The organism is Paracoccus sp. Ld10, assembly GCF_045064235.1.
GTDB lineage: Bacteria > Pseudomonadota > Alphaproteobacteria > Rhodobacterales > Rhodobacteraceae > Paracoccus.
Genome location: NZ_JBISHD010000031.1, coordinates 180,370 through 193,511, shown reverse-complemented (window position 1 = coordinate 193,511; position 13,142 = coordinate 180,370). Strand labels below are relative to the sequence as shown.

Below are 13,142 nucleotides of genomic sequence, written 5' to 3'. Positions count from 1 at the left end.
CCTTAGCGCCAACAGGGCCTGACTGTCAAAACCGCAAGCGCATCACGGGCAGAAAAGATCGTTCGTGAGCCCGAAAATCATCAATGACAGGACCGCCGCCATGCCGATCGCGGTCAGCAGGTTCAGCGCCTTGTCCGACGGCGGCCGCCCTCGCACGGCTTCATAGGCATAAAACATCAGGTGTCCGCCATCCAGAACCGGGATCGGCAGCAGGTTCAGAAACCCGATGGCCGCAGACAAAACCGCGATCCACCACAGAAAATTCGCGCCCCCTGCGCTGGCCGCCTGGCCCGTGCTTTCCGCGATGCTGATGGCGCCGCCCAGGTTGCAGGTGCCGATCTGCCCCGAAATCATCGCCCACATGCCGGTGAGCGACGACGTGATGATCCCCCAGGTCTGCGTTGCACCAAGGCCAAGCGCCTCCAGCGGCCCGGCGCTGCGGGTCTGCGGCGAAAAGAAGCTTTCGCCCCCCGTCACCCCGATCAGCCACCGCTGTTCGAACCCGCCGCCATCGGCGGGCAGGTCGGACAACTTGGGCGACAGGGTCACGTCCAGCTCGCCCATGCCGGGACGCCACAGGCGCAGGTCCAGGGGCTGTCCCTCGGCTGCCTCGACCGCGTCGCGCATCTGGGTGAAACGGGTCACGGGCCGATCATCGATGGCCAGCACCACGTCGCCCGCGCGCATCCCCGCGTCGGCCGCGGCACTGCGCGGCGCCACGCCACCGATGCGGGCGGGCATCGGGTCGGGACCGGTCACTGTCAGGGTCTGGCCGTCGCGATCGACCTGCCAGTCCTGCTGTGCCGCCACCGGCAGCATTTCGGTCAACGCGCCGATATCGCGCCAGGTGGCTACCGGCTGGCCGCCTAGGGCCAGAATGCGGTCGCCGGGCTGCAGCTCGTTCACGATCGCAGGGGGGGCGTCGCTGATGGCACCCACGCGCACCTCTTCGACGGGCAGGCCCTGAACGATGGCAAAGCCCGCAAAGACCAGAATCGACAGAATGAAATTGAACACCGGCCCTGCAAGCAGCGTGGCGAAGCGCGCCCACAGCGGCGCCCCCTGCAACGTCTGGCGGCGCAGCGCGGGATCGACCGCGCGCCCCGGCCCGGCACTGGCGGCATTGTCGTCGCCCAGAAACCGGACGTAACCGCCAAGCGGCAACGCCGCGACCTGCCAAACCGTGCCGCGCTGGTCGCGCCGCGACAGCAGGCGCGGGCCGAAACCGATGCTGAACACCTCGGCCCGGATGCCCGACCAGCGGCCGACGATGTAGTGGCCGTATTCGTGCACGGTCACGATCACGGCCAATGCGGTGACAAAGGCCAGCAGGGTGCCGGCGGTCTGGGCGAAAGCGTCGATCATTGTGCGGCCTTTTGTCGGGCCAGCCCGTCCCAGTGCAGGACGGCGGGCAGGTCTTGGGGATCGTGGGCAAAGCCCGGCTGGGCGGACAGCGCCGCCAAGGTGGCCTCGACCCGGGGGGCCATGTCGGTAAAGCGGATGCGCCCGGCGATGAAATCGTCCAGCGCCTGTTCCTTGGCGGCATTGAAGACCGCCCCGGCGGCCCCGCCCGCGGCCATCACCTCGCGCGCAAGGCGCAGGGCGGGCCAGCGCGCCTCGTCGGGGGCGCGGAAGGTCAGGGTGCCAAGCGCCGCCAGATCCAGCGCCGCGACCGGCAGGGGCCGACGTTCGGGCCAGTGCAGCGCGTATCCGATGGCATGGCGCATGTCAGGGGCGCCCAAATGCGCGATCGTGCCGCCGTCATGATGGGTGACCATGGCATGGATGATCGATTCCGGGTGGACCAGCACCTTGATTCGGTCGGCGGTCAGGCCAAAGAACTCCTTGGCCTCGATGACTTCCATCGCCTTGTTGAACATCGATGCGCTGTCGATGGTGATGCGCTGGCCCATGGCCCAGTTGGGATGGGTCGAGGCCTGCGCCACGGTCGCCGCCGCCAGTCGTTCCAACGGCCAGTCGCGAAAGGCGCCGCCCGATGCGGTGATGGTGACATCCTTGACGGATTCCAGTTTGTCCGATCCAAGCGCCTGAAACAATGCGGAATGTTCGCTATCGACAGGCAGGATCGTGGCACCCGACCGGGCGGCCGTATCGCGCAGCAAAGCGCCCGCGCAGACCAGTGATTCCTTGTTGGCCAATGCCAACACACTGCCCTGCGACAGTGCCGCCAGCCCCGGCGCCAGTCCCGCCGCGCCGACGATGGCCGACAGGATCCAGTCCGCGGGGCGGTGCGCAGCCTCGATCAGCGCAGCCTCTCCGGCGGCGGCATGGACGTCGGTCCCGGACAGCGCGGCCCGCAGGTCGTCCAGCAGTTCGGGATGCGCCGTCACCGCGATCTGCGCGCGCAGGTCGCGCGCCATCTGCGCCAGTCGGGCGATGTTGCGCCCGCCGGTCAGGGCCACGACCTGATAGGATTGCGGATCGCGGCGGATCAGATCGACGCCGTTCGCGCCGACCGAACCGGTCGCACCAAAGATGGAGACGCGTCGCATCAGGTCAGTTCACCACGGGCAGATTGGTCAGGAACCCGATCAGCATGGTGGCCAGGACCGCCCCGGTCACTGCGTCAAAACGATCCATGAACCCGCCATGCCCCGGAATCAGGTTCGAACTGTCCTTGACCCCGGCACGCCGCTTGAGCCAGCTTTCGGCCAGATCGCCCATCTGCCCCGCAAGACAGACGACAGGCGACACCCAGATCAGCGTCGCGTCGCCCTGTCCCGCCATCCACAGGACGGCGCCGAACAGGCAGGTGCCGATCCAGCCCGCGACAGTGCCGGACCAGGTCTTTTTCGGGCTGAGCGCGGGCCAGAACTTGGGCCCGCCCAAGATGCGCCCGAAGAAATACCCCGCCGTGTCCGAGATGATGATGACCCCCATCAGCCACAGCACGAAATTCAGACCATAGTTCTCGCGAAAGCCCACCAGTCCAAACGCCACAACCAGTATGGCGATCCCGAACAGAGTATAGGTCCCCCGGTCCCGGCGCGCCGCTCCGGGCAGGCCCATCAGGATCGGAACCGCCAGCGCCAGCCACGCCCACGGCATGCCAGTCAGCGCAAAGGCCTGCGACACGCCCGCGATCGCGGCCAGCGCGATGGGGCGCGACCGCCCGAACAGCGTCACGTGCCGCGCCGGGTTGCGCCAGCCGGTCATCGCCGCCAGCTCCCAGAAGGTGATCGCGGAAATGACGGCCATGCCCAGCCGCAGCCATGGCCCCTGTGCCACCGCCAGCATCACGCCGATGCCCAGCAGGACCAGCGTGGATGCCACGCGGCGCGACAGGTCACCCCATTTTCCGGGCCCGGCTGGATTGCGTCCGGGCGTCATGCGCCCCCAAAGCGCCTGTCGCGCAGGCCAAAGCGATCCAGAATCGTCGCCAGATGGTCCGGCGTGAAATCGGGCCACAATGTCGGCGTGAATTCGTATTCCGAATAGGCCGCCTGCCACGGCAGGAAATTCGATGTCCGCGTTTCGCCCGACGTCCGGATCACCAGGTCGGGATCGGGGTGTCCGGCGGTGTCCATGCAGTCGGCCAGATCAGCCTCTGACGGCTTGGAGATGTCGCCCTGCGCGATGCGTTCGGCCAACCGCGTGCTGGCGCGGACCAGTTCGTCCCGGCCGCCATAGTTGATGGCGACGGTCAGGTTCAGCCGCGTGTTGCCGGCCGTGCGCGCCTCGATCGACGCCATCAGATCCTGCAGCTTGCGGTCAAGGCGACTGCGTTCGCCGATGAACCGCATACGCACGCCCTCGGCCGACATGTCCTCGGCCTCGCGCTGGATATAGCGGCGGAAAATCTTCATCAGGCCCAGGACCTCTTCGGTCGAGCGCTTCCAGTTCTCGGTCGAGAAGGCATAGATGGTCAGCCAGTCCACCCCCAGATCGGGGCAGGCTCGGACAATCTGCTTGACCCGCTCCGCCCCGCGGCGGTGGCCGACCAGACGCGGCCAGCCGCGATCGGTGGCCCACCGGCCATTGCCATCCATGATGACCGCGACATGGCGGGGACGGGTCGGCCCCCCAGTCTCGACAGCGCTCGACAAGCCCCACGCCATCGTTGGATCAGACCTGCATGATTTCGGCCTGCTTGGCCGTCAGCGCCTCGTCGACCGATGCGATCATGCGGTCGGTCAGGGACTGGATTTCGGTCTCGTACAGCTTCTGGTCATCCTCGGGCATGCCGTTGGCCTTGCCCTTCTTGACCTGATCCATGCCGTCGCGGCGCACGTTGCGGATGGAGACGCGGGCGCTTTCGGCATATTGGGCGGCGACCTTCGTCAGCTCGCGGCGGCGTTCCTCGTTCAGCTCCGGGATGGGCAGCATGATGATCGTGCCGTTGGTCTGCGGATTGATCCCCAGGCCGCTTTCACGCAGCGCCTTTTCGACCTTGTTGACCATACCCTTGTCCCAGATGTTGATCGTCACCATCCGGGGTTCGGGCACGTTCACGGTGCCCAACTGGTTGACCGGGGTCATCTGACCATAGGCCTCGACCTGAACCGGCTCGATCATCGATGCCGATGCTCGGCCCGTCCGCAGGCTGGCGAATTCGCCGCGAAGGCTTTCCATGGCGCCCTTCATGCGGCGTTCCAGGTCGTCAGTATCGATCTCGATGTCCTCAGCCATTGTCGGACTGCCTCTGCTTTGAATTTTTTTCGCTTGTAACGGCAATGCCGCAGCTTGGCAAAGCCTTTGCCCGCCTTTTGGGTCGGGTCAGGGATCGTTGTGCGGGGGTGCGCCTGCCGAAAGGCGCGCCTCTATCTGGGTCAGTCGCGCCAGGACCGCATCGCGATAGGCCTCGGTCGCGGCGGTGCCTTCCTCCTGATGCGCCTCCTGCATCGAATTGACGATCAGGCCGACCACCAGGTTCATCACCGCAAAGGTTGTCACCAGAATGAACGGCAAAAAGAACAGCCACGCATTCGGATGAACCTCCATCACCGGGCGCACGATGCCCATCGACCAGCTCTCCAGCGTCATGATCTGGAACAGCGAATAGGCTGAATTGCCCATATCCCCGAACCAGTCCGGAAAGGTCGCCCCGAACAGCTTGGTCGCCATGACCGAGAAAATGTAGAAAATGATACCCATCAGCAGAAATACCGACGCCATGCCGGGCAGCGCGGACAAAAACCCCTCGACCACGCGCCGCAGGCGGGGTGTGACCGACACGATGCGCAGCAGTCGCAGGATGCGCATCGCGCGCAGCACAGACAGCCCCTGCGTCGCCGGCAGCAGGGCGATTCCCACCACGACGAAATCGAACACGTTCCATCCGTCGCGAAAGAACCGCAGCCCGCGTCCATACAGCTTCAGCCCGATCTCGATCACAAAGATCGCCAGACAGATCCGGTCCAGCATGATCAGCACCGGCCCGGCCGTTGCCATGACGCGGGGCCAGGTCTCCAGCCCCAGAATCAGTGCGTTGAACAGGATCACGGCGGTGATCACGCCCTGGGCGCGCGGCCCGTGGACAAAGCCGTCTGCGCGGCTCCGCAGGCTGGCCGTCATCTCAGTTGTGGACGCGCGTGTACGTCCCGCGCCCTTCCAGGATCGACCGGAACCCGCCCGGCGCGTCCAGAGAGAACACGATGATCGGCAGCTTGTTGTCGCGGGCCAGCGCGATGGCCGATGCGTCCATCACGCCCAGATGCTTTTGCAGCACCTCGTCATAGCTGACATTGCCGTAACGCTTGGCGTCGGCATGCTTGACCGGGTCCTTGTCATAGACGCCATCGACCTTGGTGCCCTTGAAGATCACCTCGCAGTTCATCTCGGATGCGCGCAGTGTGGCCGCGGTGTCGGTGGTGAAATACGGGTTGCCGGTACCGGCGGCAAAGATGACGATCCGCTTCTTTTCCAGATGGCGGATGGCGCGGCGGCGGATGTAGGGCTCGCAGACCTCATCCATGCGGATCGCGCTGATCACGCGGCAATGCAGGCCACGGCTCTCCAGCGACGATTGCATGGCAAGCGCGTTCATGACCGTGGCCAGCATGCCCATGTAATCGGCGGTGGTGCGTTCCATGCCCTGCGCGCTGCCCTGCAGCCCGCGAAAGATGTTGCCGCCGCCGATGACCATGCAGACCTCGACGCCCATCGCCTGAACTGCCTCGACCTCGCTGGCGATGCGGGCGACGGTGGGCGGGTGCAGGCCGTATCCCTGGTCGCCCATCAGCGCCTCGCCCGAGATTTTCAGCATCACGCGGCCATATTGCTTGGGGACTTCGGTGGTCATCGGGGGCTCCTGTCGCCGGCTGCTTTCATCGCGCCGTTAAATGTCGCAAAAGGGCTGCCGGATCAACTGCCCGGATTGGCCATGCGTGACATTGACCTGACACAGATCGACGCCGCCCGCCACCTGCTGATCGCAGGACCCACCGCCAGTGGCAAATCCGCGCTGGCATTGGCGGTCGCGCGGGCGCAGGGCGGCACGGTGGTCAACGCGGATGCGTTGCAGGTCTGGTCCTGCTGGCAGGTGCTGACCGCCCGCCCCCCTGCGGCCGATCTGGCACAGGCGCCGCACGCGCTCTATGGTCACGTCGCGCCGGGCACGCCGTGGTCGGTGGGCGACTGGCTGCGCCAGGTGGCCACGCTGCGGGGGCGGCTGATCGTGGTGGGCGGCACGGGGCTGTACCTGACCGCACTGACCCGGGGGTTGGCGCAGATCCCGCCCACGCCGGCCGACATCCGCACCACCGCCGACGCGCGCATCGCCGCGGGCGGGCTGGCCGCGATGGTGGCCGACCTGGACCCGCGCAGCCGCGCGCAGATCGATCTGGCCAACCCCGTCCGCGTCCAGCGCGCGTGGGAGGTTCTGACGGCCACCGGTCGCGGTATCGCCGATTGGCAGGACGACACCCCCCCGCCGCTGCTGTCCCCCGACGACTGTCAGCGCGTGCTGATCACCAGCGACCGCGACTGGCTGGCCGACCGCATCGCGGCCCGGTTCCACGCGATGCTGGACCAGGGTGCCTTGGACGAGGTCCGCGCGATGCTGCCCCTGTGGGACCCTGCGGCGCAATGGGCCAAGGCCATCGGCGCGCCCGACCTGATCGCGCATCTGCAGGGGCGGATGACGCTGACGGATGCCACCGAACGGGCAATCATCGCGTCCCGGCAATATGCGAAATCGCAGCGTGTCTGGTTTCGCGGTCGGATGCGTGACTGGCAGATGTGGCAGGCAAGCCACTCCGGGCTGACGTTGGCGTAATTCGGTGAAACCTGTCTGACATTCATTGAGTTTTCATCCCGACAGGCGATAATCCGCGCATTGAATCGTGATTTGGGCAGGTGTCATGTCGGTATGGGAACGCACTGACTGGACGGGGGGATTTCCGTTCTCTCCGACACGGCTGTCGCCGCTTGGTCGTGGGGTGCGTGGCCAGGGCGGCCAGATCGACGTCAACGCTGCGCGCATTCAGCCCGAAGGAAACACCGATGCCACCGTGGCGCTGTCCCGGACGTTAGGGCGTATCGTCGCCACGGATGCTCTGACCATTCGCGTGGCGCCGGTTTCACGCCAGTTTTCCGCACGACACGCCACCCTGCGGCTGCTGCCTGCGGGGGCGTTCACATGGGGCGCGCGCACCCTGCCCATCCAGCCGCGCACCCGGCCAGAGCACATTCTGATCTGGATCACCAAGGGGCGCATGCGCATCGATTTTCCCCGCATGGGCGGTGTCCTGTCCGATGGCGACGTTCGCTTTATTCCCGCAGGGACAGCCTTTGCCGCCCGCCCGCTGGACGGGGCGCAAGGTCGTGTCCTGCTGATCGCACCGGACCTGACTACGCATCTGGACACGCCCCTGCCCCGCTCCGTGACCGCCGGATGTGTCGGCGATGGTGCAGAGGGTCTGTCCACAACCCTACATGAACTGATCCAGGAGGCCGAACGGGGCGCGGACAAAAAGGCGCTTGCCTGCTATCTGAACCTGCTGTCGCTGCGGTTGTCACGGCTGGAGCCGGAACAGGATCGCCGCCGTGACCCTGAAACCCGCCAGCCCGACCGACCTCTTGTCGATCATTTCTTGGCACTTGCGGCGATAGAGATGGGATCCTGCCGGACGGTGGCTGATCTTGCCCAGGACCTGGGCACCACGCTGACAGTGCTTGATCGCGCCTGCGTCGAGGCCAGGGGTCACCGTGCGATCGACCTGCTGAACGAACTGCGCCTGGAACGCTCGGCGGAGCTGTTGCGGCACACAGACCGCCCAACGCCGCGCCTGGCGCAGGATCTCGGCTATGCCAGCCACGCGCATTTCACCCGCGCCTTTGTCGCCGCCACCGGCCGCACCCCCGAGGCGTATCGCAACCAGATGCAACCCTAGATCATGACAGCGCGCGCCGCAGGGGGTGCGGGGGACGGCCAGTCCCCCGCCGTCGCGGGACGCAACACGCCTCAGTCGTCGGCGGTGATGTCGCGGCCCCTGAACCCTGTGGCGACCACGAACTTTTCGGACGAATCGCTTCGGCTGGCGGGGGGCTTCACGTTCACGACCTTGGTGAAATTCTTTTTCAGCATGGTCTGCATGTCGGTCTCGGCACCACCCGCCAGAACCTTGGCCACGAACGTGCCGCCCGGCTCCAGCACGTCAAAGGCCAGCTGAGCGGCCGCCTCGACCAATGCCACGATGCGGTTGTGGTCGGTGTTCTTGTGACCCGACGACGACGCCGCCATGTCCGACATCACCACATCCGCAGGCCCGCCCAACCAGGCCTTGACCTGATCGTCGGCGCCATCCTCCAGGAAATCCAAAACGTGGATCTCGGCCCCCGCGATCGGGTCGACCTCCTGCAGGTCCAGACCCAGGACGCGACCGACCTTCTTGCCGGATTTCTCGCCAAGGGCGTTCACGCGGGCCACGGCAACCTGGCACCAGCCACCGGGCGCGCAACCAAGGTCCACGACGCGCGCGCCGGGCACCAGAAAGCGGTACTTGTCATCCAGCTCGATGATCTTGTAGGCCGCCCGCCCGCGGTAACCCTCGCGCTTGGCGCGCACCACATAAGGGTCGTTCAGCTGCCGTTCCAGCCACAGCGTCGACGACAGCTTTCGGCCCTTGGCCGATTTCACGCGCACGCGCAGATCGCGCGCACCGCGGCCGCTGGTCTTGCCGTCCCGGCTGGTCGGTGTCTTCGTCATTTCATGCCACTCCGTTCAAACCTTCCGGCGCCAGCACCCCATCGCGCACCATCTGGGCATAAAGCAACCCCTCGCGTAGGCCGCGATCCGCGACCGACAGCTTGTTCGTGGGCCAGACCCGCATCAGCGTCTGCAGGATCGCCGCCCCCGACATGATCAGCGCATGACGTTCGCGACCGATGCGGGGGTCGGTGCGCCGTCCCTCCGGGCCCAGCTGCAGATAGGAATGGATCACCCGGTCGATCTGGTCCGACGTCATCTCCAACCCGTCCACCTTGGTCCGGTCGTACCGACGCAGGCCAAGAAAACTGGCCGCAACGGTCGTGACCGTGCCCGACGTGCCGATGATCTGGAACCCTTCGTCCGGCGATCCGTCCGCATAGGGCGTGAAATTCGCCAGTGCTTCCTCAAAGAACCACGACATCAACGCAAACCGCCCCTGATCGTCCTCGACATCCGCGAACTGGTCGCGCAGCGTGGCGACCCCCAACGGCACGCTGATCCAATCGACGACGCGCGCGCCGCCCGGCTGCGGGTTCCCGAAACCGTCGGACAGACGCATAATCGCGCGGGGCCGCTCCTTGGGCTCCACATCCTCCAGGTCGATCCAGACCAGTTCCGTCGATCCGCCGCCGATATCGACAACCATCAGCGTTTCTGTCTTGTGGCTGACCAGCGGCGCACAGCTGATGACGGCCAAACGGGCCTCTTCCTCCGCGCCGATGATTTCGATGGGCAGGCCGGTCTCGCGCCGGATGGTGCGCAGGAAATCGCGGCTGTTGCGCGCCCGCCGGCATGCCTCTGTAGCCACAAGGCGCATGTTGCGCACCTTGTGCTGATCAAGCTTGCGCTTGCACACCTGCAGCGCGTGCACGGTACGCGCCATCGAGCTGCGGGACAGGCGTCCCGAAGCTTCCAGCCCCTGACCAAGCTGAACCGGCTTGGAGAAGCTGTCAACAACCTGAAACTGACTGCCCGTTGGTCGGGCAATCAGCATCCGGCAAGAATTCGTTCCCAGATCCAGGGCAGCATACAGCGCCCCTTCCTCAGGTTGTCGGGTGCCCGACGGCTCGACCGTATTTCTCGGGAACGCGTCCGCACCCGCAGGACGCTTGGGCGTCATAACACACGCCCTCCGATGACAAGTTGAACAAAAGGTAACCTGCCATCGGCGACCATTCAAGGGGCGGCGGCCGCCACGGCCACTTGACGGGCGCGCAGGGGCGCGGCAACCAGAGGCGATGATCGACATCCGCCCCGTTGCCCACCCGATCGGCAAGATCCTGACCGCGATCGGTTGCCTGATGCTGGCGCCGATGGTGGTCGACTGGTGGCATGGCGACCCGCATTGGATGGTGTTCCTGCAATCTGCGGTAATTACCATGTCAGCCGGCGTGCTGGTCGCTGTGGCCACATCGGGGCGTCACGACAACCTGTCGCTGCATCAGGCGTTCCTGCTGACATCGGGGATCTGGCTGATCCTGCCGCTTTTCGGCACGCTGCCGTTCATGCTGGGTGCCCCGGATGCCACGTTCACCGACGCGATGTTCGAATCGATGTCGGGTTTTACCACCACCGGCACCACCGTCTTTCCGCAGCTGGACGACCTGGCGCGCGGCATCCACCTGTGGCGGGCGATCCTGCACTGGTCCGGCGGGCTTGGAATTGTCGTGGTTGCCATGGTCTTTCTGCCCGTCATGAAGGTCGGCGGGATGCAGTTCTTTCGGTCAGAGGGGTTCGATACGCTTGGCAAGGTCCTGCCCCGCGCGGGCCAGATCGCCACAGAGATGACGCAGCTGTACCTGATCCTGACGGGCGCCTGCATCGTCACCTACCTGATCCTGGGCCTGACCGGGTTCGAGGCCGTGGTGCATGCGTTCAGCACCATCTCGACCGGGGGGTTCTCGAATTACGATGCCAGCTTCGGGGCGTTCCTGGGGCCTGCGGAATGGGCGTCGTCGGTGTTCATGGTACTGGCCTCGATCCCGTTCATCCGCATGATCCAGCTGATGCGCGGCCAGGCGAAACCCCTGTGGCGCGACACCCAGGTGCGCGCCTATCTGCGCTGGATCAGCTATGCCTGCATCATCATCCTGTTGTACCGTATCCTGTGGCTGGGTCAGGCCGGCCACCCCGAAGAGATGCTGCGCGAAACCGTGTTCAACGTCATCTCGACCTTTTCGGGGACCGGATTTGCGTCCACGGATGTCAGCCGATGGGGTCACCTGCCGCTGACGATTCTGGTGATCTGCGGGCTGATTGGGGGCTGCACAGGCTCGACAGGCTGTTCGGTCAAGATCTTCCGCTATCTGGTCCTGTTCGAGGCCGTCCGTGCCCAGATCCGCCGCATGCATTCACCCCACCGGGTCTATCCGCTGCGCTATGATGGGCAGCCGCTGGAACAGGACGTGGTCGATTCGGTCATGGCGTTCTTTACGCTGTTCTTTCTGACCTTTGGCCTGCTGATCGTGGGCCTGTCGCTGACCGGGCTGCATCCGCGCACCGCGTTGACCGCCGCGTGGACGGCGATCGCCAATATCGGCCCGGTCTGGGGCCCCGAGGTGACGCGCAACGGATCGATCGCCGATTTCCCGACCTCGGCCAAGTGGCTGATGACCTTGGGTATGTTCCTCGGCCGGCTGGAACTGGTGTCCGTGCTGGTCCTGCTGCTGCCGCGGTTCTGGCGCGACTAGGGCAGTGCCGTGGGCGCGGTGCCGGCATTCGCGCCGGGACCATGGCGCATCAGGCTGTCGCTGATCTCGGCCTGCAGGCGCGTGTGGGTGTCGGCATCCGCTGCGGGCCAGATCAGCACATAGCCCTCGGCCCGGCCATCGCGGACCCAACCTTCGGCGGCACCGATATGGGCGTCGTTGGCGCCGTGCAGGGTGACATGGCCCGGCTGGACCACGCGCTCGGGCTGCGGCACCCAGCCAAGCGCCGTGACCAGCCCGGCCAGATCCAGCAACGCCTGCTGGTCTCCCGGCTGGCTGAACAGGATCAGCGCCGCCCCCGACCCGTCCCGCGGGCCATAGATCGACAGCGCGCGTTCGGCCCGATCGAACATCAGCGCCCGCATCGGCGCGCTGACCGTCAGCCCGGTCGCCTCATCGACCAGTGGCGCCAGCCCCTGTTCGTCGGCCCAGGCCGCGCGGCGTTCGGCCAGCAGCCGCAGCGCCGTCCCCGGATCGGTCGATGCGCGGGCTTGGGTGATCTCCGCCTGAATCGCGGCGCGGGTCCGGGGACCGTCCTTGCCGTCGATCTGGCCATCGTAATGCCCCGCCCACCGCAAGGCACGCTGGACCTCCTCCAGCGGCGGCAGGGGTTCGGGCGCACCCGGCGCGGGCAGGTCAGGCGCGGTCCCCGCGTCCAGCGCCTCGCCCAGATCGGCGGCCCGCACCAGCATCGCGTCATCAGGGATCACGTCCGCATCGGCCAGCATCGGCAGCCAGGCCGCCGCCGCATCGTCGGCCACGGGGCCAAGCGCCACCGCGAACCACCCGTCGGGCAACCGCCACAGCCCGGCACCGGGGAACGCGTCGCGGATACGCGCCAGCGCGCCGCGGGCATCGGGTTCGGCCTGAAACGATTCCAGCCGCAGGTAGGTGCCGGGCGTCGGGGCCACTGGCTGCGGCCCCGACGCATCGGCGGGTTCGCCCACCGACGTCAGCGCCGTGCCCGCTTCAGTCGTGCTGATGAACGCGTCCTGCGGCACCTTGCCGGCCGCCTTCAGCTGTTCCAGCAGCGGCCCCGCCCGGTCGGCGGGCAGCGGCCCGATGGCGATGCCCGTCCAGCCCCCGGCCAGCGGCAGCGTCACGACCCCATCGAACCGATCGGCCCAGCCCTGTGCCGCCTGCGCCGCCGCCTGCGGATCGCGCTTGGCCTCCAGCCGGATCACCGCGCCCTGGGCCAGCGCCATGCCGGGCAGCGCCCCCGCCAGAACCAGTCCCACCACATAGCGCAAAGCCGTCGTCAT

Annotated in this window: 13 protein-coding genes; 3 read left to right on the top strand and 10 right to left on the bottom strand. The window is 66.5% G+C overall.

Annotated elements, in window-relative coordinates:
• Positions 1-42: 42 nt before the first annotated feature.
• From rseP to pyrH, 7 genes are all read right to left on the bottom strand, one after another.
• The gene (gene rseP / locus ACJJVR_RS13035; RefSeq protein WP_405405166.1) at positions 43-1,365 is read right to left on the bottom strand and encodes an RIP metalloprotease RseP; all 1,323 of its coding nucleotides are present in this window, start codon (positions 1,363-1,365) and stop codon (positions 43-45) included.
• Positions 1,362-2,513 carry a 1-deoxy-D-xylulose-5-phosphate reductoisomerase gene (gene dxr, locus ACJJVR_RS13030; protein WP_405405164.1) on the bottom strand — a complete coding sequence of 384 codons (1,152 nt, stop codon included), beginning with the start codon at positions 2,511-2,513 and terminating at the stop codon, positions 1,362-1,364. The genes rseP and dxr overlap by 4 nt, the downstream gene beginning before the upstream one ends.
• Before the next feature lie 4 nt (positions 2,514-2,517).
• Positions 2,518-3,351, bottom strand: a complete 834-nt coding sequence (locus ACJJVR_RS13025; protein WP_405405163.1) for a phosphatidate cytidylyltransferase — start codon at positions 3,349-3,351, stop codon at positions 2,518-2,520.
• Positions 3,348-4,010 carry a polyprenyl diphosphate synthase gene (uppS, locus tag ACJJVR_RS13020; RefSeq protein WP_405405421.1) on the bottom strand — a complete coding sequence of 221 codons (663 nt, stop codon included), beginning with the start codon at positions 4,008-4,010 and terminating at the stop codon, positions 3,348-3,350. The genes ACJJVR_RS13025 and uppS overlap by 4 nt, the downstream gene beginning before the upstream one ends.
• 76 nt (positions 4,011-4,086) lie before the next feature.
• A complete protein-coding gene (gene frr, locus ACJJVR_RS13015) occupies positions 4,087-4,650 on the bottom strand; it encodes a ribosome recycling factor (RefSeq protein ID WP_405405161.1) in 564 nt (187 codons plus the stop codon).
• 87 nt (positions 4,651-4,737) lie between these two features.
• Entirely contained in the window at positions 4,738-5,535 is a 798-nt protein-coding gene (locus ACJJVR_RS13010; RefSeq protein ID WP_405405160.1) for an ion transporter, read from the bottom strand.
• Between the two features lies 1 nt (position 5,536).
• Complete coding sequence (gene pyrH / locus ACJJVR_RS13005; RefSeq protein WP_405405159.1) at positions 5,537-6,262, bottom strand: UMP kinase; 726 nt, start codon at positions 6,260-6,262, stop codon at positions 5,537-5,539.
• 81 nt (positions 6,263-6,343) lie between these two features.
• On the opposite strand from pyrH, the gene miaA reads away from it, so the two are divergent.
• A complete protein-coding gene (gene miaA / locus ACJJVR_RS13000) occupies positions 6,344-7,237 on the top strand; it encodes a tRNA (adenosine(37)-N6)-dimethylallyltransferase MiaA (RefSeq protein WP_405405158.1) in 894 nt (297 codons plus the stop codon).
• Between the two features lie 67 nt (positions 7,238-7,304).
• Complete coding sequence (locus ACJJVR_RS12995; RefSeq protein WP_405405156.1) at positions 7,305-8,354, top strand: helix-turn-helix domain-containing protein; 1,050 nt, start codon at positions 7,305-7,307, stop codon at positions 8,352-8,354.
• 71 nt (positions 8,355-8,425) lie between these two features.
• Here the strand turns inward: ACJJVR_RS12995 and ACJJVR_RS12990 are convergent, their stop codons facing one another.
• Together ACJJVR_RS12990 and ACJJVR_RS12985 are read right to left on the bottom strand one after the other, a co-directional pair.
• Positions 8,426-9,169 carry an RlmE family RNA methyltransferase gene (locus tag ACJJVR_RS12990; RefSeq protein ID WP_405405154.1) on the bottom strand — a complete coding sequence of 248 codons (744 nt, stop codon included), beginning with the start codon at positions 9,167-9,169 and terminating at the stop codon, positions 8,426-8,428.
• Between the two features lies 1 nt (position 9,170).
• Positions 9,171-10,292 carry a Ppx/GppA phosphatase family protein gene (locus ACJJVR_RS12985; RefSeq protein ID WP_405405153.1) on the bottom strand — a complete coding sequence of 374 codons (1,122 nt, stop codon included), beginning with the start codon at positions 10,290-10,292 and terminating at the stop codon, positions 9,171-9,173.
• A 118-nt stretch (positions 10,293-10,410) separates the two neighbouring features.
• Here ACJJVR_RS12985 and ACJJVR_RS12980 point away from each other — a divergent pair, with 118 nt between their 5' ends.
• Positions 10,411-11,862, top strand: coding sequence for a TrkH family potassium uptake protein (locus tag ACJJVR_RS12980; RefSeq protein WP_405405152.1), 1,452 nt, complete (start codon positions 10,411-10,413; stop codon positions 11,860-11,862).
• Here the strand turns inward: ACJJVR_RS12980 and ACJJVR_RS12975 are convergent.
• Complete coding sequence (locus tag ACJJVR_RS12975) at positions 11,859-13,142, bottom strand: peptidoglycan-binding protein (protein WP_405405150.1); 1,284 nt, start codon at positions 13,140-13,142, stop codon at positions 11,859-11,861. The two genes, ACJJVR_RS12980 and ACJJVR_RS12975, sit on opposite strands and share 4 nt — an antisense overlap.